Annotated in this window: 32 protein-coding genes; 11 read left to right on the top strand and 21 right to left on the bottom strand. The window is 73.9% G+C overall.

Annotated elements, in window-relative coordinates; translation table 11 throughout:
• Positions 1-7 precede the first annotated feature (7 nt).
• Positions 8-592: a TetR/AcrR family transcriptional regulator gene (locus AC5L3Z_RS00355; RefSeq protein ID WP_494838653.1), complete on the bottom strand. Its 585-nt coding sequence runs from the start codon at positions 590-592 to the stop codon at positions 8-10.
• A gap of 144 nt (positions 593-736) precedes the next feature.
• Between AC5L3Z_RS00355 and AC5L3Z_RS00350 the strand changes: the two genes are divergently transcribed.
• Positions 737-1,546 carry an alpha/beta fold hydrolase gene (locus AC5L3Z_RS00350; RefSeq protein ID WP_494838651.1) on the top strand — a complete coding sequence of 270 codons (810 nt, stop codon included), beginning with the start codon at positions 737-739 and terminating at the stop codon, positions 1,544-1,546.
• A 49-nt stretch (positions 1,547-1,595) separates the two neighbouring features.
• Entirely contained in the window at positions 1,596-2,582 is a 987-nt protein-coding gene (locus AC5L3Z_RS00345) for a helix-turn-helix transcriptional regulator (RefSeq protein WP_494838649.1), read from the top strand.
• Here AC5L3Z_RS00345 and AC5L3Z_RS00340 read toward each other — a convergent pair.
• Entirely contained in the window at positions 2,573-3,490 is a 918-nt protein-coding gene (locus AC5L3Z_RS00340; protein WP_494838647.1) for an SDR family oxidoreductase, read from the bottom strand. The two genes, AC5L3Z_RS00345 and AC5L3Z_RS00340, sit on opposite strands and share 10 nt — an antisense overlap.
• Before the next feature lie 77 nt (positions 3,491-3,567).
• Between AC5L3Z_RS00340 and AC5L3Z_RS00335 the strand changes: the two genes are divergently transcribed.
• A complete protein-coding gene (locus AC5L3Z_RS00335; protein WP_494839558.1) occupies positions 3,568-4,290 on the top strand; it encodes a nucleotidyltransferase domain-containing protein in 723 nt (240 codons plus the stop codon).
• On the opposite strand, the gene AC5L3Z_RS00330 is transcribed toward AC5L3Z_RS00335, so the two are convergent.
• Entirely contained in the window at positions 4,242-4,679 is a 438-nt protein-coding gene (locus AC5L3Z_RS00330) for a VOC family protein (protein WP_494838646.1), read from the bottom strand. The two genes, AC5L3Z_RS00335 and AC5L3Z_RS00330, sit on opposite strands and share 49 nt — an antisense overlap.
• Position 4,680: 1 nt before the next feature.
• Positions 4,681-5,259, bottom strand: coding sequence for a DinB family protein (locus tag AC5L3Z_RS00325; protein ID WP_494838645.1), 579 nt, complete (start codon positions 5,257-5,259; stop codon positions 4,681-4,683).
• A gap of 61 nt (positions 5,260-5,320) precedes the next feature.
• On the opposite strand from AC5L3Z_RS00325, the gene AC5L3Z_RS00320 reads away from it, so the two are divergent.
• Positions 5,321-6,277, top strand: coding sequence for a helix-turn-helix transcriptional regulator (locus AC5L3Z_RS00320; RefSeq protein WP_494838644.1), 957 nt, complete (start codon positions 5,321-5,323; stop codon positions 6,275-6,277).
• Here AC5L3Z_RS00320 and AC5L3Z_RS00315 read toward each other — a convergent pair.
• The 5 genes from AC5L3Z_RS00315 to AC5L3Z_RS00295 all read right to left on the bottom strand — a co-directional run bounded on the left by AC5L3Z_RS00315 (position 6,274) and on the right by AC5L3Z_RS00295 (position 9,548).
• Positions 6,274-7,011 (bottom strand): alanyl-tRNA editing protein, encoded by a 738-nt coding sequence (locus tag AC5L3Z_RS00315; RefSeq protein WP_494838642.1) that lies wholly within the window; start codon positions 7,009-7,011, stop codon positions 6,274-6,276. The genes AC5L3Z_RS00320 and AC5L3Z_RS00315 overlap by 4 nt on opposite strands.
• A 10-nt stretch (positions 7,012-7,021) precedes the next feature.
• Positions 7,022-7,909, bottom strand: coding sequence for an alpha/beta fold hydrolase (locus AC5L3Z_RS00310; RefSeq protein WP_494838641.1), 888 nt, complete (start codon positions 7,907-7,909; stop codon positions 7,022-7,024).
• Positions 7,906-8,220 (bottom strand): DUF2516 family protein, encoded by a 315-nt coding sequence (locus AC5L3Z_RS00305; RefSeq protein WP_494838640.1) that lies wholly within the window; start codon positions 8,218-8,220, stop codon positions 7,906-7,908. Before AC5L3Z_RS00305 ends, AC5L3Z_RS00310 begins: the two co-directional genes overlap by 4 nt.
• A gap of 72 nt (positions 8,221-8,292) precedes the next feature.
• Positions 8,293-8,958 (bottom strand): hypothetical protein, encoded by a 666-nt coding sequence (locus AC5L3Z_RS00300; RefSeq protein ID WP_494838639.1) that lies wholly within the window; start codon positions 8,956-8,958, stop codon positions 8,293-8,295.
• Positions 8,955-9,548, bottom strand: coding sequence for a helix-turn-helix domain-containing protein (locus tag AC5L3Z_RS00295; protein ID WP_494838637.1), 594 nt, complete (start codon positions 9,546-9,548; stop codon positions 8,955-8,957). Before AC5L3Z_RS00295 ends, AC5L3Z_RS00300 begins: the two co-directional genes overlap by 4 nt.
• A 112-nt stretch (positions 9,549-9,660) precedes the next feature.
• Between AC5L3Z_RS00295 and AC5L3Z_RS00290 the strand changes: the two genes are divergently transcribed.
• Positions 9,661-10,458 carry an alpha/beta fold hydrolase gene (locus AC5L3Z_RS00290; protein WP_494838635.1) on the top strand — a complete coding sequence of 266 codons (798 nt, stop codon included), beginning with the start codon at positions 9,661-9,663 and terminating at the stop codon, positions 10,456-10,458.
• Positions 10,459-10,544: 86 nt separating this feature from the next.
• On the opposite strand, the gene AC5L3Z_RS00285 is transcribed toward AC5L3Z_RS00290, so the two are convergent.
• From AC5L3Z_RS00285 to AC5L3Z_RS00270, 4 genes are all read right to left on the bottom strand, one after another.
• On the bottom strand, positions 10,545-11,504 hold the full coding sequence (locus AC5L3Z_RS00285) for an asparaginase (protein WP_494838633.1): 960 nt from the start codon (positions 11,502-11,504) through the stop codon (positions 10,545-10,547).
• A gap of 94 nt (positions 11,505-11,598) precedes the next feature.
• The gene (locus AC5L3Z_RS00280; RefSeq protein ID WP_494838631.1) at positions 11,599-12,426 is read right to left on the bottom strand and encodes a beta-keto acid cleavage family enzyme; all 828 of its coding nucleotides are present in this window, start codon (positions 12,424-12,426) and stop codon (positions 11,599-11,601) included.
• Positions 12,427-12,552: 126 nt separating this feature from the next.
• Complete coding sequence (ygfZ, locus tag AC5L3Z_RS00275) at positions 12,553-13,665, bottom strand: CAF17-like 4Fe-4S cluster assembly/insertion protein YgfZ (RefSeq protein ID WP_494838629.1); 1,113 nt, start codon at positions 13,663-13,665, stop codon at positions 12,553-12,555.
• Positions 13,662-14,090 (bottom strand): Fur family transcriptional regulator, encoded by a 429-nt coding sequence (locus tag AC5L3Z_RS00270; RefSeq protein ID WP_494838628.1) that lies wholly within the window; start codon positions 14,088-14,090, stop codon positions 13,662-13,664. Before AC5L3Z_RS00270 ends, ygfZ begins: the two co-directional genes overlap by 4 nt.
• Positions 14,091-14,159: 69 nt before the next feature.
• Here AC5L3Z_RS00270 and AC5L3Z_RS00265 point away from each other — a divergent pair, with 69 nt between their 5' ends.
• The gene (locus AC5L3Z_RS00265; protein ID WP_494838626.1) at positions 14,160-15,008 is read left to right on the top strand and encodes an aminotransferase class IV; all 849 of its coding nucleotides are present in this window, start codon (positions 14,160-14,162) and stop codon (positions 15,006-15,008) included.
• Positions 15,009-15,042: 34 nt separating this feature from the next.
• Here AC5L3Z_RS00265 and AC5L3Z_RS00260 read toward each other — a convergent pair whose 3' ends face one another.
• Together AC5L3Z_RS00260 and mtfM are read right to left on the bottom strand one after the other, a co-directional pair.
• Positions 15,043-15,645 (bottom strand): heme-binding beta-barrel domain-containing protein, encoded by a 603-nt coding sequence (locus AC5L3Z_RS00260; protein ID WP_494838624.1) that lies wholly within the window; start codon positions 15,643-15,645, stop codon positions 15,043-15,045.
• 3 nt (positions 15,646-15,648) lie between these two features.
• Complete coding sequence (mtfM, locus tag AC5L3Z_RS00255) at positions 15,649-15,753, bottom strand: small membrane protein MtfM (RefSeq protein ID WP_334525435.1); 105 nt, start codon at positions 15,751-15,753, stop codon at positions 15,649-15,651.
• A gap of 23 nt (positions 15,754-15,776) precedes the next feature.
• Here mtfM and AC5L3Z_RS00250 point away from each other — a divergent pair, with 23 nt between their 5' ends.
• From AC5L3Z_RS00250 to AC5L3Z_RS00240, 3 genes are all read left to right on the top strand, one after another.
• A complete protein-coding gene (locus AC5L3Z_RS00250; protein WP_494838623.1) occupies positions 15,777-16,139 on the top strand; it encodes a DsrE family protein in 363 nt (120 codons plus the stop codon).
• Positions 16,140-16,247: 108 nt separating this feature from the next.
• Positions 16,248-16,628: an SCP2 sterol-binding domain-containing protein gene (locus AC5L3Z_RS00245; protein ID WP_494838621.1), complete on the top strand. Its 381-nt coding sequence runs from the start codon at positions 16,248-16,250 to the stop codon at positions 16,626-16,628.
• Positions 16,625-18,679, top strand: coding sequence for an amylo-alpha-1,6-glucosidase (locus AC5L3Z_RS00240; RefSeq protein WP_494838619.1), 2,055 nt, complete (start codon positions 16,625-16,627; stop codon positions 18,677-18,679). Before AC5L3Z_RS00245 ends, AC5L3Z_RS00240 begins: the two co-directional genes overlap by 4 nt.
• Positions 18,680-18,746: 67 nt before the next feature.
• On the opposite strand, the gene AC5L3Z_RS00235 is transcribed toward AC5L3Z_RS00240, so the two are convergent.
• From AC5L3Z_RS00235 to AC5L3Z_RS00210, 6 genes are all read right to left on the bottom strand, one after another.
• A complete protein-coding gene (locus AC5L3Z_RS00235; RefSeq protein ID WP_494838617.1) occupies positions 18,747-19,598 on the bottom strand; it encodes a hypothetical protein in 852 nt (283 codons plus the stop codon).
• Between the two features lie 146 nt (positions 19,599-19,744).
• A complete protein-coding gene (locus tag AC5L3Z_RS00230; protein ID WP_334525449.1) occupies positions 19,745-20,065 on the bottom strand; it encodes a DUF1416 domain-containing protein in 321 nt (106 codons plus the stop codon).
• Positions 20,066-20,070: 5 nt separating this feature from the next.
• A complete protein-coding gene (locus tag AC5L3Z_RS00225; RefSeq protein WP_494838614.1) occupies positions 20,071-20,919 on the bottom strand; it encodes a sulfurtransferase in 849 nt (282 codons plus the stop codon).
• Between the two features lie 204 nt (positions 20,920-21,123).
• On the bottom strand, positions 21,124-21,201 hold the full coding sequence (locus AC5L3Z_RS00220) for an Ms5788A family Cys-rich leader peptide (RefSeq protein ID WP_323135737.1): 78 nt from the start codon (positions 21,199-21,201) through the stop codon (positions 21,124-21,126).
• 116 nt (positions 21,202-21,317) lie between these two features.
• Positions 21,318-22,109 carry an LmeA family phospholipid-binding protein gene (locus AC5L3Z_RS00215; RefSeq protein WP_494838613.1) on the bottom strand — a complete coding sequence of 264 codons (792 nt, stop codon included), beginning with the start codon at positions 22,107-22,109 and terminating at the stop codon, positions 21,318-21,320.
• A gap of 102 nt (positions 22,110-22,211) precedes the next feature.
• Positions 22,212-23,258, bottom strand: a complete 1,047-nt coding sequence (locus tag AC5L3Z_RS00210; RefSeq protein WP_334525458.1) for a hypothetical protein — start codon at positions 23,256-23,258, stop codon at positions 22,212-22,214.
• Positions 23,259-23,511: 253 nt separating this feature from the next.
• Between AC5L3Z_RS00210 and AC5L3Z_RS00205 the strand changes: the two genes are divergently transcribed.
• Entirely contained in the window at positions 23,512-24,225 is a 714-nt protein-coding gene (locus tag AC5L3Z_RS00205) for a winged helix-turn-helix transcriptional regulator (protein WP_334525461.1), read from the top strand.
• 175 nt (positions 24,226-24,400) lie between these two features.
• Entirely contained in the window at positions 24,401-25,267 is an 867-nt protein-coding gene (locus AC5L3Z_RS00200) for a polysaccharide deacetylase family protein (RefSeq protein ID WP_494838612.1), read from the top strand.
• The last annotated feature ends 30 nt before the right edge of the window (positions 25,268-25,297 follow it).

Here is a 25,297-nt window from a genome sequence, read left to right as displayed (position 1 = left end):
CGGCGACCTAGTCGGAGCGGGATGACCGCTCGGCCGCGGTCAGCAGTTCCTCCGCCGCCCGGCGCAGCGTGGCGCGCGCCTGCTGTGGATCGCCCAGCGCGCCGCCCTGCAGAGCACCGTCGCGCAGCAGCACCAGTACCCGCGCCGTGTGGTCCGGGTCGGCGTGCCCGGCCTCCACCGCCCGGTCGCGCAGCGCCTGGAAGAACCATGCGTGGTAGTCGGAGACGGCCACCCGCACGGGGTGCGCCGGATCCGGGTACTCCGCCGCGGCGTTGAGGAAGGGGCAGCCCCGGAAGCCGGTGCTGCACACGTCCTCCCCGAGGACGTTCACGATGCGCAGCAGCGCCTCGCGGCCCCGGCTGTCCGCGACGACCTGCTCGACTCCGTTGCGGATCTCCTCGCTCCTGCTGCGCAGGTAGGCGACGATCAGGTCGTCCTTGCTCGGGAAGTGGCGGTAGAAGGTCGCCCTCGTCACCCCGGCCTCGCTCACCAGGCGGTCCACGCCGACTGTGTGCAGGCCGTAGGCATAGAACAGGCGCGAGGCCGTTCGCAGCAGCCGGTCCCGCGGGGCGAGCTCCGAGGGGGAAGACATCCCCTCAGCATAAAGAGAGACCGTTCGTTCCGCCACCGCCCCTGCCAACGACGTGATGTGCTCCACGCTGCCTTGCCAACGCCGGGAGAACGACTAGTCTTTGCAGCAGAAAGACCGATCGTTCTACTTCTCCGAGGAGTTGCCATGCGCATCCGGAACCTGCTGAGCCTGTCCGCCCTCGCCGCTGTCGGAATCGCGGCCAGCCTCGGCACCGGCGCGGCCAGCGCCGCCGCCGACCGCCACCAGGGCCCCAAGCCGACCGTGGTGCTCGTGCACGGGGCGTTCGCCGACTCGTCGAGCTGGCACGGAGTGGTGTCGCGGCTGCAGAAGGACGGCTACCCGGTCCTCGCCCCGGCGAACCCGCTGCGCGGCCTGAGCTCGGACGCCGACTACCTGAAGAAGCTGCTCGCCACGGTGTCGGGCCCGGTCGTCCTCGTCGGACACTCCTACGGCGGATCGGTGATCACCAACGCCGCGGTGGGCAACCCCAACGTCACCGACCTGGTGTACGTGGCAGCCTTCGCCCCCGACGCCGGGGAGAGCGTGCTCGGCCTGTCCAGCCAGGTCCCCGGCAGCACGCTCCCGGAGTCGCTGGCACCCCCGGTTCCGCTCGGCGACGGCAGCCACGACCTCTACATCCGGCAGGACGCGTACCACGGCCAGTTCGCCGCCGACGTGTCGCCCGCCAAGGCCGCCCTCTCCGCGGTCACCCAGCGCCCGGTCCGCGACGCCGCTCTCGCCGAGGGCTCCGGCGCCCCCGCCTGGAAGACGATCCCGTCCTGGTTCGTGCTCGCCGGCGCCGACAAGAACATCCCGATCGCCGGTCAGCGGTTGATGGCCGAGCGAGCCGGCTCCCGCCACACCGTCGAGGTCGACACCGCGTCGCACTCCGTGGCCGTCTCGCACCCCGACGTCGTCGCCGACGTCATCGGCAAGGCCGCGACCAGCAAGTAACGGCCGGGTACCACCGGGACGCGCGTACCAGCACGGGCAGGATGGGCGAGTGCGCGCGTCCCGGTTGATCTCCCTGGTGTTGCTGCTCCAGACCCGGGGGCCGATGACCGCCGCCGAGCTGGCCCGGGAGCTGGAGGTCGCCGAGCGGACGGTCTACCGGGACGTGCAGGCGCTCGCCGCCGCCGGAGTGCCGGTCTACGCCGACCGGGGCCGGGCCGGCGGCTACCGGCTGCTCGGTGGCTACCGGACCCGGCTGACCGGGCTGACCCGCGACGAGGCGGAGGCGCTCTTCCTCTCCGGGCTGCCCGGACCGGCCGGCGACATGGGGCTCGCCGACGCGGTGGCCGCCGCCGAGCTGAAGGTCCTCGCCGCGCTGCCGCCGAGCCTGCGGGACGCGCCCGCGCGCGCCGGGCAGCGGTTCCACCTGGACGTGCCGGGCTGGTTCCGGGAGTCCACGCCCCCGCCCTGGCTGGCCGAGCTGGCCCGGGCGGTCTGGCGGGACCGGGTGGTCGAGCTGCGCTACCGGCGCGGCGAACGTGAGGTCACCCGGCGGGTCGAGCCGTACGGGTTGGTGCTCAAGAGCGCGGTCTGGTATCTCGTCGGCCGGGTCGGCGACGGGATGCGCACCTACCGGGTGGACCGGGTGGTCGAGGTGGCGGCGGACGGAGCGACCTTCGCCCGGGACGACGCCTTCGACCTGGGCGGCTACTGGCGGGAGCAGGCGGAGTCGTTCCTGCGGGGGATGCACGGCGACCGGATCACCGTCCGGCTCAGCCCCGCCGGCCTGCGCGCGCTGCGCTGGGCCGCCGACGCCCGCTTCGCGTACGAGGAGGCGGTGGCCGCCGCCGGCGAGCCAGACGGGCAGGGGTGGGTGACCACCCGGCTGCCCGTCGAGTCCGTCGCCGTGGCGTACGACGTGGTGCTGCGGCTCGGGCCGGAGGCGGAGGTGCTCGACCCACCGGAGCTGCGGGCGCGCCTGGCCGAGGCGGCGGCCCGCCTGGCCGCCCTGTACGACGACAGCCCGGCTCAGCGGTAACCGGTGACGTCGGCCGGCTTTCCCGCGTCCACCACCTCGGCGATGTAGCGGAACGCGTCCGGCTGGCTGCCGTCGACGTCGGTGAAGCCGTACACCCGGGCCAGCTCTCCGGCGGAGACGGACCGGCCGCTCCAGCGGGCCCGTTCCTCGTCGGCGGCCAGGGCCGCGACCGCCCGCCCGACGAAGGCCGGCGTCTCGGAGATGAGGAAGTGCGGGTCCGTGGCGGCGCCGTCGCGCCAGTTGGCCTCGGTGACCCCGAAGTGCTCCAGCATCGCCTCGGACCGGATCCAGCCGGGGGTGAGCGCGACGGCGGTGCAGCCGTGCGGCTTCAGCTCGTGCGCCTGGCTGAAGGCGAGCCGGTTGACCGACGCCTTGGCCAGGTCGTAGAAGACCGAGAGCCGGTAGTTGGCGTCGTTGTAGTCCTTCGTGCCGTCGCCGACCTCCACCACCAGCCCGCCGGGGTTGCGGATCAGCAGCGGCAGCGCGAAGTGGCTGGTGATGATGTGGGTGTCCACCGCCAGCCGGAGCGTCCGGAAGCCCGCCTCCAAGGGCTGCTCCCAGACCGGCTTCTCCCAGGTGATCAAGGGGTCGCTGCCCCAGATGTCGTTGACCAGCACGTCGAGCCGGCCCTGCTCGGCGTCGATCCGGGCCACCAGCTCGCGGACCTGGTCGGGCACCAGGTGGTCGACCCGTACCGCGATGCCGGTCCCCCCGGCGGCGGTGACCAGCTCGGCGGTCTCCTCGATGGTCTCCGGCCGGTCCAGCTCGGAGCGGCCGGCGCGGCTGCTGCGGCCGGTGGCGTAGACGGTCGCCCCGGCCGCGCCGAGCTGGACCGCGATCTGCCGGCCGGCGCCCCGGGTCGCCCCGGCCACCAGGGCGACCTTCCCTGTCAGAGGTGTCGTCGTCATGCCGGCGAGCCTGTCAGCGATACCTGACAGCCGAAGTCCGGTTTCGCGAACGGGTGTCGTGGGTCATGCTCACCGGCATGCACCTGCTGCTCTCCGGGATCGTCGGCTCGGTCGCGTACGGGTTGGCCGGGCCGGGCTCGGACACCGACCGGATCGGCGTCTTCGCCGCGCCCACGGTGGCCTTCCACGGCCTGCACCCGCCCCGCGAGTCGGTGGTCACCACCGACCCGGACGTCACCCTGCACGAGGCCGGGAAGTACGCGAAGCTGGCGCTGGGCGGCAACCCGACGGCCAGCGAGCTGATGTGGCTGCCCGACGAGTGCTACGAGACCCGGACGGAGTTCGGCGAGCGGCTGATCGAAATCCGCTCGGCGTTCCTCAGCGCGCCCCGGGTCCGCGACGCCTACCTCGGGTACGCCGGCCAACAGTTCCGCAAGCTGACCAGCCGTGACTCGTCGCAGGTCAGCGGCCGGCGGCGCTCGGCGAAGCACGCCCGGCACCTGGCCCGGCTCCTGCACCAGGGCCGGCTGCTCTACGCGACCGGCGCCCTGGAGATCCGGCTCGCCGACCCGGACTGGTTCCACGCGTTCGGCGAGCGGGTCGCCGGCGGCGCGCTGGCCGAGGCGGAGGCGTTGGTCGCCGAGGCGGAGCGGGACTTCGACCGGATCCGCACCCCGCTGCCGGAGCGACCCGACGAGCCGACCGTGGAACGCTGGCTGCTCGACGTCCGCGCCGCCCACCTTCCGGCTGGTCAGTCGAGGCAGAACTCGTTGCCCTCCGGATCGGACAGCACGATGTGACCGGCGCCGAGCGGCGGAGCCGGCTCGTGGCGCCCGATCCGGGTGGCGCCGTGGGCGACGAGCCGCTCGGCCTCCGCCTCCAGGGCCGCCATCCGCGCGTCGCCCTGGAGCCCCGGGGCGGCGCGCACGTCGAGGTGCACGCGGTTCTTGGCCTGCTTGCCCTCCGGCACCCGCTGGAAGAACAGCCGCGGCCCGGAGCCCTCCGGGTCGACCAGCGCCGAGGCGTCGTTGCGGCGCTCCGGCGGCACGCCCATCGCCTCCAGGGCCCGCTCCCACGACTCGAAGCCGCCGGGCGGGTCCGGTAGCCGGTAGCCGAGGGCCTCGGCCCAGAACGCCGCCAACCCGGCCGGGTCGGCGCAGTCGAAAGTGATCTGTACGTCGCGGGCCATCTCAGCTCGCCTCCTGTCGGGTGTGCCGGTGGGTGTGGAGGTCGCGGAGCAGGCACACCTCGGCCAGGTGATGGATCAGCTCGCGGTTGACGTGCAGCACCAGCGCTGCCAGTGGACGCTCGGCGTACGGTCCCTCCGCCTCGCCGCACGGGCGGGCGAGGCCGGCCTCACCGAGGGACTCGACCCCGGCCAGCCACGCGGCGTACTCGGTGTCGAGCTGGGCCAGCGCCGCGGTCGCGGTCGGGGCGTACGCGAACGACTGGTAGTCGGTGGGCGGGCGACCGAAGTGCGCGGCGTTGCGCACCGCGAGCACGCCGACGATCACGTGCCCGAGTCGCCAGGCGATCGTCGTGACCGGTGGCGGGTCGGGCTCCGGCATCGCGAAGTCGATGGTCATCGCGCCGGATCCGGCCTGCACCGGTGCGGCGCCGGTGCCGCGCGGGCGCACGCTCCAGCAGCCCGGCACCGGCTCCCAGAAGTACTCGTCGTCGGTGAGTCCGTCGAGGCGATCGCGGAGCTGGTGGGTCCAGTGCCAGGTGAGCTGCTCACGGAGCAGGGGGTTCCAGGTCTGGTCGGTCATGGTGCCAGCCTCCCGGAGATAGCGGACAGGATCGTTCCTCTATTCATGCAACGATCAGGCGGTGACCGTCGAGACGACGACCGAGCGGGTGCTGCGGTTGCTGGCGCTGCTGCAACGGCGGCCGTCCTGGACCGCCGCCGAGCTCGCCACCGAGCTGGGGGTCACCGACCGCTCGGTGCGCCGCGACGTGGAGCGGCTGCACGCGGTCGGCTACCCCGTGCACGCGACGGCGGGCGTCGGCGGCGGCTACCAGCTCGGCGCGGGCACCCGGCTGCCGCCGCTGCTCCTCGACGACGAGGAGGCGATCGCCACGGCGGTCTCCCTGCGGCTGGCGTCGGGCGGCACGGTCGCCGGGGCGGGTGAGGCGGCGCTGCGGGCGCTCGCGAAGCTCGACCAGGTGATGCCGGCCCGGCTGCGCGCCGAGGTGCGGGCGGTGCACGGCGCCACCGAGACCCTGGTCGGCCCGGGGGTGGAGGTCGACGCGGAGGTGCTGGTGACGCTCGCCCGGGCCTGCCGAGACGCCGTGCGGGTGCGGTTCCGGTACGCCGGCCGCGACGGTGAGCAGCGCGAACGCACGGTCGAGCCGGTGCGGATGGTGACCACCGGCCGCCGCTGGTACCTGATGGCCCTGGACGTCGACCGCGACGACTGGCGCACCTTCCGGCTGGACCGGATGCGCGAGGTGGTGGCGACGACCTGGCGCTTCCGGGCCCGGGAGCATCCGGACCCGGTCGCCTACGTGCAGCGGTCCGTGACCGAGGCGCCGTACCGGTATCTCGCCCGCGTACGGCTGCGGGCCCGGCCCGACCGGGTGCGGGAGCTGGTGCCACCCCAGGTGGGACGCGTGGAGGACGATCGCGACGGGTGGTGCGTGCTCGTCGTCGGCGGGGAGAAGCTGGACCAGCTCGCCGCGCACGTGGCCCGGCTGGGCTTCGACGCGGAGGTGCTGGAGCCCCCCGAGCTGCGGGAGGCCGCCGCCCTGCTCGCCCGCCGCCTCGCGGCGATGGCCGACGGTTAGTCGGCGAGGCGGACCCGGACCCGGCGGTTCGCGCGGCCCTTGCTCTCCACCTTCACCACCTGGACCTTGCCGATCTGGGCGGTGGAGGCGACGTGGGTGCCCCCGTCGGCCTGCACGTCCAGCCCGACGATGTCGACGATCCGGACCTCCTGCTCCTCCGGCGGGATCAGGTTGGACTGGGTGCGGATGATGTCGGGCAGCGCGAGGGCCTCCGCGCGGGGCAGCACCCGGACGGCGACCGACCGGTCGGCGGCCACCTCCGCGTTGACCAGCTCCTCGATCCGGCTCTTGAAGTCGGCCGGCACCTCGGGGAGGTTGAAGTCCATCCGGGCCTCCCCGGGCTCCATGTTGCCGCCGGTGACCAGCGCCCCGAAGTCGCGGAAGACCACCCCGCACAGCACGTGCAGACCCGAGTGGGTACGCATCAGCCGGGTGCGCCGCTCGTCCTCGATCGCGCCGGTGACCGCGGTGCCGACCGGCGGCACCGGATCCCCCTCGGCGGGGATCAGCCAGAGGTCGTCGCCCTTGCGGGTGCCGGCGATCCGGGTCTGCACCCCCTGCCAGAGCAGCACGCCGTGGTCCGGCGGCTGCCCGCCGCCGCCCGGGTAGAAGGCCGACCGGTCCAGCACGATGCCCTGCTCCGGGTCGGCCGCCAGCACGGTGCACTCCCACTCCCGCAGGGTGGGGTCGAGCAGGTCCAGCCGGTGGGTACGGCCGTGGTGTGTGACGCCCATGACCGGGACGTTACCCGTTGAGGAACGTCGAGATCCGGTCCCGCAGGTCGGCGCGTTCCGACCAGAGCACGCCCGGGCGGTCGTACAGGTGCAGGGTGGCCCGGGGCAGCGCGGCGGCCAGCTCCTCGGCGACCTGCGCCGGGTGCAGGTCGTCCCCGACGCAGCCGATCACCAGGGCGGGAGCGGTCACCGCGGCCAGCGCCGAGGCGTCCGACAGCGGCGCCTGCTCCGGCAGCTCGGCCAGCCCGGGGGCGAGCCCGTCGCGGAGCAGCTGGTCGAGGCGCTGGCGCAGGTAGGCCCAGCCGGCCGGGGTGTTGCGCACCGACGGCGGCAGCTCCAGGGAGACCACGTCGGCGACGGCCGAGGCGTCCCCGGCGTCCACGGCGGCGAGCAGGTCGATCAGGCGTTGCCGAGCGACCGGCCCGCGCGGCGCGTCGAGCGCCGCGGGCAGGAAGAAGACCAGCTTGTCGAAGCGGTCCGGACTGTCGGCCAGCAGCCGGCAGAGCGCGCCGGCGCCGAGGCTGGCCCCGAACGCGCGGCTGGCGCCGCCGAGGTCCGCGACGGCGCGCAGGTCGCGGGCGAGGTCGAGGTAGCTCCACGGGCCGGGTGGCGCGTCCGAGCGGCCGTGCCCGCGGAACTGGAAGAAGATCTTGCGGCCGGCGACCGCGCTGCCGAACGGTCGGGTGGTGGCGATGCCGTTGCCCAGGCCGTGCGCGAAGACGGTGACCGGGTCACCGGCCCCGGTGACCAGCCGTTCCAGCCGGACGCCGTGCGGGGTGGTGACCAGTTCGGTCTCCGGCTCGGGCAGGGCCGGCCGGCCGGTCCGCGGCCCGCCGGGCCCCGGACCCCAGGTGCGGGGTCCGCCGTCCGGCGGTGGGGGCCAGCGGAAACCCCTCACCAGGACCCTTTGCCGTCGTGCAGGTCACGCAGCCCGACCCGGACGTCGAGCAGGTAGATCAGCCCGGCCGCGATGCCGATCAGACCGAAGATGCTGAGCACGCCGAAGCCGATGAGGGTGAGCACCAGGCAGACCCCCAGGATGGCGATCCAGCCCCCCTTGGGCAGGGTGCCGATCGCCGCGAACCCGTCGGAGCGCTGGGTGATGGCGTGCACCAGGGCGACACCCTCGAGGACCAGGGCGAAGACGAGCAGGATCAGCTCGATCACGTAGCGGATTTCGAAGACGAATATCGGCGCGGCGGTGGCCATGCCGGCTAGCTTATGCCGACGACCCCGGAAACGTCCCACAGGACGCTTCCGGGGTCGTACGTGGGCGGGGTGTCACTCGGCGGCCGGGGTGGCCCGCTTCGTGGTCTTCGGCAGCTTGGCCGACGGGGTGCCGGCCGGCTTGGTGGCCTTGGTGGCCCGCGCCCGGGTGGTCTTCACGGCGGCCGGCTTGGCCTCGACGACCTCGGCCACGTCGGCGGGGGTGGGGACGGCGGGCGCGGCGGTCTTCACCTCGGCGGCGGCCTTCACCTCGGCCGGGACGGTGGCGTCGGTGGCCTCGATGTCGGCGTTGACGGTGTCGGCGGCCTCCAGCACGCCGGCGCCGACCACCCGCTCGCCCCGGGCGATCAGGGTGCCGTAGACGGCCAGCGCCCGCTCCTGGGCGGCCTGCGCGCCGGCCAGCACCACGGCGGCGTTGCGGGTCGCGGCCTCGCGCAGCTTGTCCAGGTCGAGGTCGGCCGGGACGGCCTTCTCGCGGAGGCCGGTCGCGGTCAGGTTGGCGGTGCGCAGCGTCTCGGTGGCCTTCTGGCGCAGCTCGAAGCCGGTGACGACGGCCTTGCCGCCGAACTCGGTGACGACCTTCGTGCCGTCGGCGACGACCTTGGTGCCCAGCTCGCTCACCACGGTGGGGAGCTTGCGGAGCTGCTGGTACGCCAGCTCGCCGGCGCCGGCGGCGGCGTAGAGCGGGGCAGGGATGCGGTTGGTCTTCGGCTGGGTCATGACGTCTCCTCCTCGGCCGCGGTGGCGGCCTTCCTGGTCCGGGGGTTCGTGCTGGTGGGGGCGGGCGCCGGGCCGGCCTCGGTGACGGCCACCGACTCGAGGACGGCCTCGGTCGGGGTGCCGTCGGCCGTGGTGGGGCCGGTGGCGGCCGGGTTGACGGTGGCGGCGGCGGTGGTGGGTTCCGCCGGCGCGGTGTGCTGCTCCTCCGGGGCGGTGCCCGGGCCGGCCGCGGCGGTCGCCTCGGCGAGCCGGGCGTTCTCCCGGCGGAAGGTCTCGTAGATCTGGCTGAGCGACTGCTTCTGCGCCATCGTCAGGTCGTCGTCGACCGCGATGGCCGCGAGCACCCCCTGACCCTCCTTGTCGTCGAGCAGCCCGGCGCGCAGGTACATCGCGGGGGTGGAGACCCGCAGGGCGCTGGCGAGCTGCTGGAGGACCTCGGCGCTCGGCTTGCGCAGTCCGCGCTCGATCTGGCTGAGGTACGGGTTGCTCACCCCGGCCTGCTCGGCGAGCTGGCGCAGCGAGATTTTGGCGTTCCGACGCAGGTCACGGATGAATCCGCCGACGTCGGGAAGGTCCTTGGGTGCGGCCATGCGAGCAACGGTAGTCCGCGCTGCTAACTGCAGCAAGCAGATTGCTAGCCAGAGTTAGCAAGGCCACAACGCGTGCTTGCGCACCGGTTGTCCGATCCGTAGCTTGCACGGCGTGACGAAGATCGAAATCAACGGTGCCCGGTTGGCGTACGACGAGCGCGGCGCCGGCAGCCCGGTGGTGCTGCTGCACGCCGGCATCGCCGACCGGCGGATGTGGCGGGAACAGCTGCCCGATCTCGCCGAGCGGCACCGGGTGATCGCGGTCGACCTGCGCGGCTACGGCGACTCCGAGCTGCCGCCGACGCCCTTCGCCCACCACGACGACGTGGTCGCGCTGCTCGACGCGCTCGACATCGAGCGGGCCGCCCTGGTCGGCTGCTCGTTCGGCGGGGCGGTGGCGGTCGACACCGCGCTGACCCACCCGGACCGGGTCTCGGCCCTGGCGCTGCTCGGCACCGCCGTCTCCGGCCACGAGTGGTCGGAGGAGACCGAGGAGCTCTGGGAGCGCCTGGTCGGCGAGGTCGACCCCGAGGACTTCATCGCCAGCGCCGCCGGGGAGGTCCGGTTCTGGGTGGTCGGCCCCGGCCGCCGGCCCGAGGACGTCGACGCCGAACTGATCGCCTTCGCCGAGGCGATGGACCAGCGGGCGCTCGCCGCCGAGCTGGCGCTCAGCGCCGTGGACGTCGCCGACCTCGACCCGCCGGCCATCGAACGCCTCGGCGAGCTGCGGATGCCGGTGCTGGTCACCGCCGGCGCGGCCGACGTCCCGGACATCACCCGGCTGGCCGACCGGATCGCCGCCGAGGCGCCCGGCGCGGTGCGCCTGCCCGACGTGCCCGACGCCGCCCACCTGCTGCCGCTGGAGCGCCCCGGGCCGGTCAACGCCGCCCTGCTGGACTTCCTGAGCTGAACCGCCCCGGCGGGCCGGTGCCCGATCGGTGCGGCGGGCGCCGCAATCTCGGCGAGCCGGTCAGCCGCGCCGCGACCCGGGCGGGGTCACCACAGCGCGCGGACCGCGCCCACCGGCAGGCCGCCGCCGAGCAGCGGCACCTCGGCGTACTCGGCCAGCACCGGGGCCTCGACGCCGAGCCGGCGCAGCGCGGAGACCAGCACCGGCATCCGGGCCCGCCCGGCGCCGTCGTCGATCTTGAGGGCGACCGCGCCGACGCCGGGCACGGCCGCGGCGATCACGCCCTCCGCGCCCACCTTGGCCAGCGCCCCGGGTACGCCCCGCATCAGCCGGGTGTCCTCGGCCCCGGTCCCGCCGACCAGCTCCGGGTACGCCCGCATCGCGTCGGCCACGGTCCGCTCCACCGTGCCCGGCTCCGCCGACACCAGCCGCAGGTACGCCCCGGCCAGACCGGTCAGCGAGACGGCGAGCACCGGGGCGCCGCAGCCGTCGACCCCGACCGCCGCCGCCTGCTCGCCGGTGAACTCCTCGATCGCCGCGCTGATCCGCTGCTGCAACGGGTGCTCCGGCCGCCAGTAGCCCTCCAGCGGCCAGCCGGCGGCGAGGCAGGTGCGCAGCATCCCGGTGTGCTTGCCGGAGCAGTTCATCTGCACCCGGGTCGGCCCGCCCCCGGCACGCAGCACCGCCTCCCGGGCGGCGTCACCGACCGGCAGGTCGGGCGGGCAGTGCAACGCCTCGGCGTCCAGCCCGCCGTCGCGCAGCAGCCGGCCGACCCGGGCCAGGTGGAACTCCTCGCCGGCGTGGCTGGCCGAGACCAGCGCCACGTCCGCCGGGTCGGTCAGCGGCAGCCCGGCGCGGAGCATCCCGATCGCCTGCATCGGCTTGCTCGCCGAGCGGGGGAAGACCGGGGAGGAGACGTCGCCCGCGCCGGCCACCGGCGTGCCGTCCGCCCCGAGCACCACCACCGAACCGCGGTGGACGCCCTCCACGAGACCGGACCGGACCACCTCGGCGAGCGGTGCGCCGCCCCTGTACGTCGTTCCCACAACGTGGACGGTACCGACGGGCCGACCGGGCCCGGCACCCGGGTGAACAGGGGCGTCGCCCCCGGACGTACAGGGGTGCCGGGCGGGGTCGGGCTTACAGCCCGAGCAGTTGGCGGGCCTCGGCGGTGGTCAGCGGCGGACGCTGGGCGAGCTGGGCGAAGCCGACCGCGCGGGCGACCAGCTGCATGTTGCTCTCCACCGGGCGGCCCTTGGCGTACGTGACCGTGTCCTCCATGCCGACCCGCAGGTGCCCGCCGGCGGAGAGGGCGGCGAGCATGACCGGGATGGTGCTGCGACCGATGCCGGTCGCCGAGAAGGTGGCGCCCTCCGGCAGGTCCCGCAGCGCCTGGTGGGCGGCGACGAGGGCCGCCGTGGTGCCCGGCATGCCGCCCGGCACCCCCATCACGAAGTCGACGTGCACGTGGCCGCCGTGCGGCAGGCCGTACTTGCCGAGCAGCCGCTGGAGGGCGGTGAGGTGGCCCAGGTCGAAGATCTCGTACTCGGGGACGATGCCGCGCTCCTGCATCCGGGTGTGCAGGTCGACGATGAACTCCCACCGGTTGAGGAAGACGTCGTCGCCGAAGTTGAGCGTCCCCATCGTGCAGGAGGCCATGTCGGGCGCGGCGTCGAGCACGGCCAGCCGGGCGGCCTCCGGGTCGGTCACCGCGCCGCCGGAGGAGAGCTGCACGATCAGGTCGGTGCTCTCCCGCAGCGCCGTCACGGTCTCCCGCAGCCGCCCCGGGTCGAGGGTGGGCTTCGCCTCGTCGTCGCGGATGTGGACGTGGATCACGGCGGCGCCGAGCGCCTCGCACTCCTTGGCGGTGAGCACCAGCTCGTCGAGGGTGACCGGCAGCGCCGGCACCTCCGCCTTGGCCGACTCCGCCCCGGTGGGGGCGACCGTGATCAACGTCCCTGTCGTCATGCCGGCGATCCTAGCCGCCGGGCCCGCCCGCGGTCGACGGCCGGAGCGTGTCGGCACGCAAGAATCACGCGCCCTCGCCCGATTGAGCGGAAACCTTCCTGCCGACCGAGCATCGGCGCGGCAGCCTTACGCCGGGTCGATGGCGGCGGCGGTGTCCCCGATCAGCAGGCGGGCGTCGTCGGGGACGTTGCGCTTGAGCACCGCGAGCGTGATCTGACCCAGCTCGTGGTGGTGCACGGCAGTGCCGACGAAGCCGACCGCCCGCCCGTCCAGGGTCACCGGCGTGCCGGCCACCGGCGGCTGGTCGGTGGTCACCCCGTCCAGGTGCAGCAGTACGAGCCGACGCGGCGGGCGCCCCATGTTGTGCACCCGGGCGACGGTCTCCTGACCCCGGTAGCAGCCCTTGTCCAGGTGCACCGCCGGGGCGATCAGGTCCACCTCGGCGGGGATGGTCCGGTGGTCGGTGTCCACCCCGACCCGGGCCTGCCGGGCGGCCGCCCGCACCGCCTCGTACGCCCACAGCCCGGCCACCGGCACGCCGTTGCCGCGCAGCTCGGCGACCACCCGGTCCATCGCCGGCCGGGGCACCAGCAGGTCCACCCCGAGCGCCACCCGCCGGGCCCAGCCGCCGGCGGGCAGCGGCTTCGCGTCGTACACCACGGTCGGCCGGGCCGGCAGCTCGCCGGAGCGGAACTTCGGGCCGGGCACCGCGACCACGTCGGGAGCGGCCAGGCCGGTCACGCCGAGCACCGCGACCGCGTCGGCGGCCTGCGGCCCGACCAGCGACAGCAACGCGTGGTCGGCGGTGGCGTCGCGCGGGGACACCTTGCTGAAGAAGCGCATCCGCTCCAGGTACGACAGCAGCCCGGTGGCGGCGCCCGGCTCGGTGTCGAGCCAGGTGGTCTCGCCGTCCTCGACGACCATCGCGTGCTGCTCGACGTGCCCGTGCGGGGAGAGCACCAGCAGCTCGGTGCCCTGCCACGCGGCGAGCGTCGCCAGGTGCTGGCTGGTCAGCGTGTGCAGCCAGCCGATCCGCTCCTCGCCGGGCACCGCCAGCACCCCGCGGTGCGAGCGGTCGACCAGGCCCACCCCGGTGTCCAGGGTGCGCTGCTCGCGCATCGGGTCGCCGTAGTGGGCGGCGACGCCCCGCACGCCGGCCGCCCGGTGCGCCGGCTCCGGCTGGTCCCGGCTCTCCTCGTCGATGGCCTCCACGGCGACCGCTCCGGCGATGTCGATCATTTCAGTTCCCCGTCCTCGCACTGCCCGCAGACGCCGAAGAGCGCCACGTGCCCGATGTCGACCCGGAATCCGCGCTCGGCCACCAACTGGTCCACGAGCGGCCGGAGCAGCTCCGGCTCGATCTCGTCGATCCCGCCGCACTCGCGGCAGACCAGGTGCACGTGCTGGTGCTCACCGGCCGCGTGGTAGGTCGGCGACCCGTGCGACAGATGGGTGTGGGTCACCAGCCCGAGCCGTTCCAGCAGTTCCAGGGTCCGGTAGATGGTGGTGATGTTGACCCCGGCGGCGACCTCCCGGACCGCCGTGTGCACCTGCTCCGGCGTGGCGTGGCCCAGGTCCAGCACGGCCTGGAGCACCAGCTGCCGCTGCGCCGTCAGCCGCAGCCCACGGGAGCGGAGCATTTCCGCCAGGGAGGATTCGGACACCGTCCGATCATAGTTCGGCCGACGGGCCGGGCCCGCCGCCAGCGGCGTACGCCACTAGGCTCGGCGGTCATGGTGGCATCGAGGATCGCCGTCCTGGGACGAGGTGCCGTGCCGGCCGGGGAGTCGGTGCTGCGCGGCGACGACCTGGGCGTGCTGCGCGGCGACGGACTGTTCGAGACCATGCACCTGCGCGGCGGGCGGCCGTGGCTGCGCGACGCGCACCTGGCCCGGCTGCGGACCGGCGCCGCCGCGGTGGAGCTGCCGCTGCCGACCGACGAGGTCCTGGTGGAGCTGCTGGAGAGCGTGGCCGACGGATGGCCGGCGGAGGTGGAGGGCGCGCTGCGGCTGGTCTGCACCCGGGGGCCGGAGGGCGGCGGGCTGCCGACGATCTACGCGACCCTGGGCGAGGTCGCCGTGGCGTCCCGCCGGGCCCGCCGTGACGGCGTCACCGTCGCCACCCTCTCCCTCGGGGTGCCCGCGGCGGCGCGGCCCGAACTCGACTGGCTGCCCGTCGGCATCAAGTCCACGTCGTACGGGGCGAGCAGCGCCGCGCGGCGCTGGGCCGCCCGCAACGGGGTCGACGACGTGCTCTGGGTCTCCAGCGACGGGTACGTGCTGGAGGGCCCGAGCGCGAACGTGGTCTGGCTGGACGGGGGCACGCTCTGCACGGTGCCGGCCGCGGCCACCGGCATCCTCCCCGGCACCACCGTCGCCTGGCTGCTGGCCCACGCCGGGGAGGTGGGCCTCGCGGCCGCCGAGCGCATGGTCACCCCGGACGGGCTGCGGGCGGCGGACGGCGTCTGGTTCACCTCTTCCGTCCGCGGCCTCACCCCGCTCCGCACCCTGGACGGCGCGGAGCTTCCCCCGTCCCCGCACACCCCCACCCTGCACGCCCTGCTGGGCTTCCCCCTGCCCTGAGCGGCGGAAGCGGGAAGGGCGGCCGGGCAGCCGGTCAGCCGGCCACGCGGATGAGCCGGGCGGAGAGGTGCGGCGAGAGGCCGTGGCCCATGCCGGCCATCTCCTGCGCGTAGAGCAGCGCGCCCTCGACGATGCCGAAGAGCCGGGCCCCGGCGGTGACCTCCTTGGCGGTGGCGGTGCGGACCACCGCGTCGGTGGCGAACTCGATCCGGGTGCCGGTGCGCTTGCCGATGTGCAGCTCCATGACCCCGGTCGGGACGGTCATCAGGGCCTCCAGCTCGTCGGTGACCCGGTCACCGTCGAAGACCGGGCGCCACCAGCCGACTTCCCGGCCGGACGGCCGGACCGGCCGGCTCTGCTCGTCGAGGATCCACGTCCGGGACTCGTAGAACAGGAACGGCCGGCCGTCGTGGCTGATCCGGATCTCCTGGGCGAAGTCGAAGTCCTCGATGGTGGGGAAACCGCCCCGGCCCCGGCCCCGCCACACCCCGATGTACGGCAGCAGCCCGTCGAGCGCCGGGTGCAGCTTCGGCCCGACCCGCAGGTCGTGGCTCTCCTCGTACGGGTACTCCTCGACCGGCGGCGCGTTCAGCCACGGCGGCTGCAGCGGGTTCTGATCCGACGAATTCGCGCTCACCGGTTACCACTTACCTCTCGACATGCGTACGGCGACGTAGACCAGGCCACCGGCGAGCGCGCCCAGGCCCGCGACCAGCAGGCTGACGAACCCGATCTCGGTAACCATCATGGTCATCCTATGCTGGCGGCATGACCCGCTCTCTCGTCGTCAAGGCCACCGCCGGCGCGGACGCCCCGGAGCGGTGCGCCCAGGCGTTCACCGTCGCCGCCACGGCCGCCGCCGCGGGGGTCGAGGTGTCGCTCTGGTTGACCGGCGAGTCGACCTGGTTCGCCCTCCCCGGCCGGGCGGAGCAGTTCGAACTGCCGCACTCGGCGCCCCTGGGCGAGCTGCTGCACGTCATCCTGACCACCGGCCGGGTCACCGCGTGCACCCAGTGCGCCGCCCGCCGGGACATCGGCCCGGGCGACGTGCTGCCCGGCGTACGCATCGCCGGGGCGGCGGTCTTCGTCGAGGAGGCGATCGCCGAGGGGGCCCAGGCGCTGGTCTACTGACCACCGCCGCACGACCGTCGGCTCGCCCCCGGACAGCCGGCTTCTGTCCGGTCTGGGCGGAGTGCCGATACTGACCCGACTTGTCGGCGCACTGCCTACCATTCGGATGTGGCCGACGCGACGGAGGAGTTCTTCGCATCGCTGCCGGCGCGCGCCCCGGCGGTCCTGCGCGAACCCGTCAGCGGCACGCTCCAGATCGACCTCGCCACCGGCAACCGGACCGACCACTGGCTGGTGCAGCTCAGCCCCGGCGAGGTGATCGTCACCCGGGCCCGGGGCCCGGCGGACGCGATCTGGAACAGCAGCGCCGACCTCTTCGAGCGGCTGGTCACCGGGCGCGCCCAGGGAATCTCGGCGGTGCTGCGCAACGAGACCACCTACAGCGGCAACGTCCTGCTCTTCCTCGCCTTCCGTCGGTTCTTCCCCGCTCCGCCCGGCACCCGGGACCCCCGCGAGACGGCCCGCGAGCACGTCGGTCGACAGAGATGAAGCAACTGGTCAGCATCCTCGACGGCAACACCTTCGTGGTCAGCGACCGCCGTGGCGACATCGAGCCGTCGTACGACTTCCCCACCGGGCTCTTCTCCTTCGACACCCGGTTCCTCTCCACCTGGCTGCTCACCCTCGACGGCGACCGGCTGCACGCCCTCTCCGTCGACGACGCGCGGTCGTACCGCACCCGGTACTTCCTCGCTCCCGGGGAGCCGACGCACTACCTCGACGCCAAGGTGTCGGTGATCCGCCGGCGAGCGATCGGCGGCAGCCTCGGCGAGGACCTCACCGTGCTGAACCACTCGGGTCGGGAGATGCGGTTCAACGTGCGGCTGGAGATCGGCTCCGACTTCGCCGACCTGTTCGAGATCAGGCACAAGCGGCGCAAGAAGGGCGCCGTCACCGCCACCGTCGGGGAAAACGAGCTGCGGCTCACCTACCAGCGGGAGGCGTTCCACCGGGAGGCGGTGGTCACCAGCACCGCGCCGGCGCACGTCGACCAGGGCGGGATGACCTGGTCGATCACCGTGGCCCCGCACGCCGAGTGGAGCACCCGACTGCACGTCGCGACGTACATCTACGGTGCCCGGGGCGAGGACTTCCGGGCGACCACCCCGCTGGGGACGGGCCGCAGCCCGGACGCGATCCGGACCGACCAGCAGGAGCTGATCGACCGGGCGCCGAAACTCGGCTGCGACCACCAGCCGCTGGCCGGGGCGTACCGGCAGAGCCTCAACGACCTGGCCTCGCTCCGGTACGAGTCGATCACGCTCGGCGTCCGGCTGCTCGCCGCCGGCCTGCCCTGGTTCATGACCCTCTTCGGCCGGGACAGCATCCTCACCTCGTTGCAGGTGCTGCCCTTCCTGCCCGAACTGGTCCCGCCGACCATCCAGATGCTGGCCGGCCTCCAGGGCCACCGCCTCGACGACTTCCGCGACGAGGAGCCCGGCAAGATCCTGCACGAGCTGCGCTACGGCGAGACCGCCGGCTTCGAGGAGCAGCCACACTCCCCCTACTACGGCTCCGCCGACGCGACCCCGCTCTTCGTGATCCTGCTCGACGAGTACGAGCGGTGGACCGGTGACGCCGCCCTGATCCGCCAGCTGGAGTTCTCCGCCCGGGCGGCGCTCAGCTGGATCGACACCTACGGGGACCTGCTCGGCACCGGCTACGTCTGGTACCGCACCCGCAATCCGGAGACCGGCCTGGAGAACCAGTGCTGGAAGGACTCCTGGGACTCCATCTCCTACGCCGACGGCCGGCTCCCCGGGTTTCCCCGGGCCACCTGCGAGATCCAGGGCTACGCGTACGACGCGAAGCTGCGCGGCGCGCGGATGGCCCGGCTGTTCTGGAACGACCCGGCCTACGCCGACCGGCTGGAACGGGAGGCGGCGGCGCTCAAGGAGCGTTTCAACCGGGACTTCTGGATCGTGGACAAGGGGTACTACGCCACCGCCCTGGACCCGCAAGGCCGGCACGTGGACGCCCTCACCTCGAACATCGGGCACCTGCTCTGGAGCGGGATCGTCGAGGAGTCCCGCGCCGCCCTGATCGCCGAGCACCTGCTCAGCCCGGGCCTCTTCTCCGGCTGGGGGGTACGTACCCTCGCCACCGGCCAGGGGCGCTACAACCCGATCGGGTACCACGTGGGGACGGTGTGGCCGTTCGACAACGCGTTCATCGCCTGGGGGCTGAGCCGCTACGGCTTCCGGGAGGAGGCCGGGCGGATCTGCCAGGCCATCCTGGAAGCCTCCCGGTACTTCAACGGCCGGCTGCCGGAGGCCTTCGCCGGGTACGAACGCGTCCTCACCGACTATCCCGTCCAGTACCCGACCGCGTGCAGCCCGCAGGCCTGGTCCGCCGGCACCCCGCTGCTGCTGCTGCGGGTCATGCTGGGCCTGGAACCGCAGGGCGAGCACCTGATCATCGACCCGGCGGTGCCGGAGGGCATGGGCCGGGTGGAGCTGCTGGACATCCCGGGCCGGTGGGGTCAGGTCGACGCGCTCGGCCGCAGCCGCACCCCGCACGACGGCAGCCACCGCCGCTGAACACCCCGCCGGCCGGCGGCGTCACCGCCGCGCCGACGCGCAGGGCGTGCGGTGCAGGCTTCGGCGGTCAGCCGGCGCAGCCGGTGGAGGCGGAGACCCGCAGCTCGTCTCCGGTCGCGTCGACCAGCACGACGACCGGGCCGCGCCGGTAGGCGTACACCTCGGGGGTGTCGACCACGGCGGAGCCGGCGCCCAGCGAGCGCAGCGGGGCCAGCGACACCGGCTCGGCGCCCGCGCTGAACAGGGCGGTCTCGGCCCGGCCGCCGCCGGGGCAGGCCGCGCTCAGCGGCTGCCCGGCCGGCGGCTCGGGCCGGCCGAGCGCGCGCAGCGCGTCGGCCGCGGCGAGGGCGGTCTCGCCGCCCGCGCCGGGCAGGAGCGTGCCGAGTTCGGTGTCGACGGGCCGGCACCCGGTGTCGGCGGTGAACCGCACCCGGCCGGCGGTGGCCACCCGCCCCTCGACGGCGATGAACTCACCCGCGTCGGCGCGCAGCACCGGACCCTCGGAGCTGACCCGCACCCCGGCGCGCCAGCTCTCCGGCAACCGGTCGGCGACCCGTTCCAGCAGCGCCCGCTCCCCGCCCTCGGCCACGACCACGTCCAGGCCCCGGCTCAGGGCGGCGCCGTCCTCCATCGGGGTGACCCGGCAGTCCCGCTCGATCGTCGTCGGGGTCAGCGCCCACGCGCCGTCACCCACCGCCACGACCAGCCGGCCGACGGCCCGGTCCACCACGGGGTCGGCCTGGCCGAGGCTGCGCTGCTCCCGCACCGTCGGCGGATCGTTGCGCACCGACCACCAGGTGAGACCCACCAGCAGCACGGCCCAGGCCACGGTCGCGGCCAGCAGCCAGCGCGGCCACCCCGGGGTCGGCTCGGAAGGACCACTCGGCGGGGCCCACCCCGCCTGGACAGCACCGCTCACCGGCCAATCGTGTCACGCGGGGTACACCGGCCCGCTGGCACGTCGGCGGCCGGCGGACGGCCCGGTCGCCGACGTGCTCGGGGAAGAGGCCCGGGGCCGGCCACCCCGGGTGGGGTGACCGGCCCCGGGGCCGATCAGAGCGCGGGTCAGGCGACCGTGACGGAGACCTCGTTGATCCCCCGCGCGGCGGTCACGGCGGTGTCGCCGTTGCCGTGCCGGGAGAGGGCCCGCAGCGTCCAACTGCCGGGCGCGGCGAAGAAACGGAACTGGCCGGCCGGGGAGGTGACCACCTCGGCGGTGAACTCACCGGTCGAGTCGAGCAGCCGGACGTACGCGCCCGGCACGGCCTCGCCCGACTCGGCCTGGACCAGACCGGTGATGACGGTCTCCTTCTCCAGGTCCAGGCTCGCCGGCAGCGGGGCGGCCTGGTCGGGAGCGGCGCAACCGGCAGCGGTGGGAGCAGTCATGGTGATCAGGCCTCCCCGGGCTCGTCGCCGAGCGCCACCGGCACACCGACCAGCGAGCCGTACTCGGTCCAGGAACCGTCGTAGTTCTTCACGTTCCGGTGGCCGAGCAGCTCCTGCAGCACGAACCAGGTGTGCGAGGAGCGCTCGCCGATGCGGCAGTAGGCGATGGTCTCCCTGCCGTCGTCCAGGCCGGCGTCGGCGTAGATCCTGCGCAGCTCGTCGTCGGACTTGAAGGTGCCGTCCTCGTTGGCCGCCTTCGACCACGGCACGCTGATCGCGGTGGGGATGTGCCCGGCCCGCTGCGCCTGCTCCTGCGGCAGGTGGGCGGGGGCGAGCAGCCGACCGGCGAACTCGTCGGGGGAGCGCACGTCGACCAGGTTCTTGCTGCCGATCGCGTCGACCACCTCGTCGCGGAAGGCACGGATCGAGGTGTCCGGCTCCTGCGCGACGTACGTGGTGGCGGGGCGGGTAACCGCGTCGGTGACCAGCGGGCGGGCGTCCAGCTCCCACTTCTTGCGACCGCCGTCGAGCAACTTGACGTCGCGGTGGCCGTAGAGCTTGAAGTACCAGTACGCGTACGCGGCGAACCAGTTGTTGTTGCCGCCGTAGAGGATCACCGTGTCGTCGTTGCCGATGCCCCGCTCGGAGAGCAGCGCCTCGAACTGGGACTTGTTGACGAAGTCCCGGCGGATCGGGTCCTGCAGGTCGGTCTTCCAGTCCAGCTTGATCGCGCCGGCGATGTGGCCGGTGTCGTAGGCCGAGGTGTCCTCGTCGACCTCGACGAAGACGACGCCCGGGGCGTCGATGTTCTTCTCGGCCCACTCGGCCGAGACGAGTGCGGTGTCGCGACTCATCAGATCACTCCCTGGTGAGGATGGATGGTGAGCCAGCGCGGGGATCGAAATCGGTGATTGTCGCACCACGCGCGGGACCCATAGCGAATCGGATCACGGGTTCGTGCGACGGCGCCGCTGCCGGGCGTTCGGTGGGAGAGCACCGGAGGGTACGCGGACCCTGAGTGCCGGATGGCCGCCAGGCGGCCAGAGACAGCCCCGCCGTCAGATGACGGAGCGACACAGGCAGGTGGCCACGCGGCACAGGTCGACCGCGCGCCGTTTGGTGAGGTGCGTCCCCATGAGAACGGAGCCTACCAGTGGTCCCGCAGAGTGCCAGGGGTCAACCAGCATGCGGGACGCGGCCCGGCGATTCCGGGAACACCGGGCGCCGGGCCGCGTCGGGGCTGAGTTGTGACTCAGCCGGCCGAGCTGATGGGCACGTTCTTCGCGGCGGCGGTCACCGTCAACCCCTCGGGCTTCGGCTCCACCTTGCGCACGTCGAGCTGGAACGGCAACTTCGGCAGGGGCACGTCGACGGAGATGCCCCGGGCGTAGTTGCTCAACAGCGTGCGAGCCAGGGGCACCGCGGGGAGACCCTCGGCGTTCAGGTCGTTGAAACGCAGCGCCACCTTGCCGTTGTCGGCGACCGTCACGTCGGCGGTCCCGGTGACGGTGAGCTTCTGCCCGAGGATGTCCACCGGCGCGGTCACGGCGAGCTTGCCGTTCTGCTCGCCGAGCTTCAGGCCCGGCCGGTTCAGCAGCTTCGCCAGGCTGTCGTAGGTCACCGTGCCGGTTCCGTCGACGGTCTCGGCGACCACCTCGCCCTGCCCCGAGCGGATGGTGTCCAATGAGGCCCGCACGTTGCGGGCGTCCACGTCGAGCCGGGGCAGGCTCACCGCGCCGCCCTGCACGGAGCCCTGCACGTCGGTCAGCGTGATGGAGATCCGCTCGTACTTCCCGTCGAGCACCTGGGTGAGGAACGGGAAGCCACCCACCTCGACGGCGGGCGGGGCGGACTGCGCGTTCTGCTTGGCCACCTCCTGCTTCACCTGGTCGGCGATGGCCCGCTCGGCCACCCCGGCCGCCACCCGGTCGGCCACCACCAGCAACCCGGCCAGAATCAGCAACAGCACCACCAGGACCACGAGCGCCTTGCGACCGCGCCGCCGGGGACGCTCCTCCTCGTACGCCGGGTACGCCTCTGCCACGCCCGTCTCCCGTCTGTCGTCACCGCCGTCGCCACCCGCTCGGACCGGGTCGTCTTACGGCGCACCGCTACTACCCGAGCGCCGAAACGCTCAACCGTCGCCTCAGAGGAACAGCACGCACATGGCGTACGCGGCCGGCGCCGCCAGGGCGAACCCGCCCAGCGGCCCCTGCATGTGCCGGGCGATCCACATGGTGGGCGGTTCACCGGCCATCAACCGGCCCGCCTCGGCGTACCCGACCGCGAGGTCGGCGAGCACGGCGGTGGCCGCGGTGACCAACCCGATCAGCGCCGCGCTGGTCGGTGTGAAGCCGACCAGGTAACTGCCCAGCAGGGCGCTGGTCAGGGTGCCGGTCATCGCGCCGCCGACCACGCCGGCCGCGCCCCGGGGCACCTGCGGGGCGAGCCGGGGCCAGGGCAGCACCGCGTCGGTCAGCCGGGCGACGGTGAGCGCGACGCCGGTGGCCGCGAGACAGACGGTGATCGCCTGGGTGCCGGCCGGGATCCGGCTGAGCGTGATGAGCGTGGCGAAGGCGACCACCCCGACCACGATCAGCAGCGTGGTGCCGAGCGAGTCGGTGACCCGTACCCGGTCGACCCGGCGGACGAGCTGGCCGAGCACGCCGAGGACGAAGCCACCGGCCGCGACGTAGCCCAGCGGCGCCAGGCCGGCGATGTCGCTCTGCACGGCGGCGGCGTCGGCGACCGCGGCGACCGCGGCGCTGATCCCCGCGACCAGCAGCAGGGCGGGCGGACGCATGGCCATCGTCCAGGCCAGGACGAAGAGCAGCTGCACGCCGAAGACGATGAACGCGAAGGGCAGCCGGTGGCCGGGGCCGGAGGTCTGGGCGCCGAGCACCAGGCCGACGCCGAGCAGCGCGGCGAACCCGGCCACGGTCAGCGAGAGCGGCTTGCGCACCTCGACCGGCTCGACCGGCTCCTCCTCCAGCTCCTCCGGCTCGTCGTCCGCCCGGCGGGGGGCGCCGCCCTTGCGGAACCGCCGCGGGCCGCGCTCCCGACGTTGCTCCCCGTCGTCGGCCGGGCCGGTACGCGGACCCGGCGGATAGCCGCGGGCGGGGCCGGCCGGCCCCGGACGCGGGTCGTCGACCCACTGGTCGCGGCCGGTCTCGGGCGAGGTCGAGGGATGCACGACCCGATCGTGCCAGACCGACCGGCCCCGGCGGAGGTCACGGTTTCAGCAACGTTAAAACCTGTGGCGCGATCATGGGCAGATCGGGCAAAGGGTAAAGGACGACGAGGCCACAGAAGGGCGATCGGTTACGCTCGACCCGTTACCCGCCCGTCAGCGACGCCGGGACCCACGCAAGTTCGCAGCGCCACACCCCTGCCCGGGGTGCCGCTGGTCGCGTGCGGCCGAGAGCCGCCGGGACGGAGGTGATCGTGTGGAGATCCTGCTGCTGGTGACCGCGCGCGCTGGGGAGCCGTCGGCGGTGCTGCCGGCGCTGGACCTGCTGCCGCACTCGGTCCGTACCGCCCCCCGCGACGTCCGCACCCTGGTCGCCGGGCCGAGCCCGGACGCGGTCCTGGTCGACGCCCGCTCCGAGCTGAGCGAGGCCCGCGCGACCTGCCGCATGCTGCACGCCACCGGGCTCGGAGTGCCGCTGGTCGCGGTGGTGACCGAGGCGGGACTGATCGCGCTGAACGCCGACTGGGGCGTGGACGACGTCATCCTGGCCAGCGCCGGTCCGGCCGAGGTGGAGGCCCGGCTGCGGCTCGCGGTCGGCCGGCTGAGCAACGCCACCGCCGGGGCGGGCGGCTCGATCCGGGCCGGCGAGCTGACCATCGACCCGGACACCTACGCGGCGAAGCTGAAGGGCCGGCCGCTCGACCTCACCTACAAGGAGTTCGAGCTGCTGAAGTTCCTCGCCCAGCACCCGGGCCGGGTCTTCACCCGGGACCAGCTGCTGCGCGAGGTCTGGGGCTACGACTACTTCGGCGGCACCCGGACGGTGGACGTGCACGTCCGGCGGCTGCGGGCCAAGCTCGGCTCGGAGTACGAGTCGATGATCGGCACGGTCCGCCAGGTGGGTTACAAGTTCGTGGTCCCGCCGTCGCGCTCGCTGCCCGACGCGGAGCACGCGCCGCTGCCGGTCTGATCCGCCCGTCCCGGGCGCACCCGCCCGAGGGATCATTCCCGATACGCCCTTTTTGCACCTGTTGCCGGTTCTATTCTGACTGCCGGATTCGCAGGGCGAAGGGGGCGACGGTGCGCGCACTGACCACGGGGGCGAAGACCGGCCCCCACCACGATCCGGACCGGCGGTGGACCTGATGGCGGCCGGCTCCACCGGCCGCGCCGCCGGCGTCGTCACGCTGGTGCTGGCCGCCCTGCTCGGGTCCGCGTACCTGCTGGGTCGCAACCTGATGCCGGACCGGCCGGGGCAGCAGTCCGGCGTCGCGACGAGCGTCGACGGCGCCCAGTACGGCGAACAACCCCCCGAGTCCGGCTCCGGCGGGCCGCCCGCGACCGACCGGCAGGGCGCCAGCGGGGCCCCGGAGGCGGACGCCCACCAACCGCCCGCGGCCGGTGAAGGGCCGCTCGGCACCCAGGTGACCACCGGCTCGCCCGAGGTGGCCCTCACCTTCGACGACGGTCCGCACCCGCAGTACACCCCTCAGGTGCTCGACGTGCTCCGCGAGTTCCAGGTCCGGGCGACGTTCTGCGTGGTCGGCGAGAACGCACGGAACCACCCCGACCTGGTCCGGGCGATCGTGGCCGACGGGCACACCCTGTGCAACCACTCCTGGAACCACGACGTCATGCTCGGCCAGCGTCCCCCCGGGACGATCCGCGCCGACCTGCTGCAGACCAACGAGGCGATCCGGGCCGCGGTGCCCGACGCGCCCATCGCCTACTACCGGCAGCCCGGCGGGGCGTGGACGTACCCGGTGGTCTCGGTCGCCGAGGAGCTGGGGATGAGCCCGCTGCACTGGACCGTCGACCCGAGCGACTGGGCGGCGCCCGGCGCCACGCGGATCGCCGCGACCGTCACCGCTGAGACGACGGCCGGGGCGGTCGTGCTGCTGCACGACGCCGGCGGGGACCGGCAGGGCACCATCGACGCGCTGCGCACGATGCTGCCGGACCTGACCAGCCGGTTCCGGCTGGAGGCGCTGCCGGTCGACGGCGCCACGTGAACTCCCGGCCCCGCGATACCGCTACGGTGA

The organism is Micromonospora sp. LZ37, from assembly GCF_059359015.1.
The sequence above is the reverse complement of the archived record's forward strand: the minus strand, read 5'-3'. Positions and strand labels throughout refer to the sequence as shown.

Coding starts and splice junctions, on each gene's coding strand:
- AC5L3Z_RS00280 (WP_494838631.1), bottom strand. CDS start 12,426: ATGACGACAGGGACGTTGATCACGGTCGCCCCCACCGGGGCGGAGTCG.
- AC5L3Z_RS00315 (WP_494838642.1), bottom strand. CDS start 7,011: ATGGGCGTCACACACCACGGCCGTACCCACCGGCTGGACCTGCTCGAC.
- AC5L3Z_RS00330 (WP_494838646.1), bottom strand. CDS start 4,679: ATGGCCCGCGACGTACAGATCACTTTCGACTGCGCCGACCCGGCCGGG.
- AC5L3Z_RS00305 (WP_494838640.1), bottom strand. CDS start 8,220: ATGGCCACCGCCGCGCCGATATTCGTCTTCGAAATCCGCTACGTGATC.
- AC5L3Z_RS00230 (WP_334525449.1), bottom strand. CDS start 20,065: ATGACTGCTCCCACCGCTGCCGGTTGCGCCGCTCCCGACCAGGCCGCC.
- AC5L3Z_RS00240 (WP_494838619.1), top strand. CDS start 16,625: ATGAAGCAACTGGTCAGCATCCTCGACGGCAACACCTTCGTGGTCAGC.
- AC5L3Z_RS00340 (WP_494838647.1), bottom strand. CDS start 3,490: ATGACGACGACACCTCTGACAGGGAAGGTCGCCCTGGTGGCCGGGGCG.
- AC5L3Z_RS00265 (WP_494838626.1), top strand. CDS start 14,160: ATGGTGGCATCGAGGATCGCCGTCCTGGGACGAGGTGCCGTGCCGGCC.
- AC5L3Z_RS00335 (WP_494839558.1), top strand. CDS start 3,568: ATGCACCTGCTGCTCTCCGGGATCGTCGGCTCGGTCGCGTACGGGTTG.
- AC5L3Z_RS00220 (WP_323135737.1), bottom strand. CDS start 21,201: ATGGGGACGCACCTCACCAAACGGCGCGCGGTCGACCTGTGCCGCGTG.
- AC5L3Z_RS00200 (WP_494838612.1), top strand. CDS start 24,401: ATGGCGGCCGGCTCCACCGGCCGCGCCGCCGGCGTCGTCACGCTGGTG.
- AC5L3Z_RS00355 (WP_494838653.1), bottom strand. CDS start 592: ATGTCTTCCCCCTCGGAGCTCGCCCCGCGGGACCGGCTGCTGCGAACG.
- AC5L3Z_RS00350 (WP_494838651.1), top strand. CDS start 737: ATGCGCATCCGGAACCTGCTGAGCCTGTCCGCCCTCGCCGCTGTCGGA.
- AC5L3Z_RS00225 (WP_494838614.1), bottom strand. CDS start 20,919: ATGAGTCGCGACACCGCACTCGTCTCGGCCGAGTGGGCCGAGAAGAAC.
- AC5L3Z_RS00300 (WP_494838639.1), bottom strand. CDS start 8,958: ATGACCCAGCCGAAGACCAACCGCATCCCTGCCCCGCTCTACGCCGCC.
- mtfM (WP_334525435.1), bottom strand. CDS start 15,753: ATGGTTACCGAGATCGGGTTCGTCAGCCTGCTGGTCGCGGGCCTGGGC.
- AC5L3Z_RS00295 (WP_494838637.1), bottom strand. CDS start 9,548: ATGGCCGCACCCAAGGACCTTCCCGACGTCGGCGGATTCATCCGTGAC.
- ygfZ (WP_494838629.1), bottom strand. CDS start 13,665: ATGATCGACATCGCCGGAGCGGTCGCCGTGGAGGCCATCGACGAGGAG.
- AC5L3Z_RS00325 (WP_494838645.1), bottom strand. CDS start 5,259: ATGACCGACCAGACCTGGAACCCCCTGCTCCGTGAGCAGCTCACCTGG.
- AC5L3Z_RS00250 (WP_494838623.1), top strand. CDS start 15,777: ATGACCCGCTCTCTCGTCGTCAAGGCCACCGCCGGCGCGGACGCCCCG.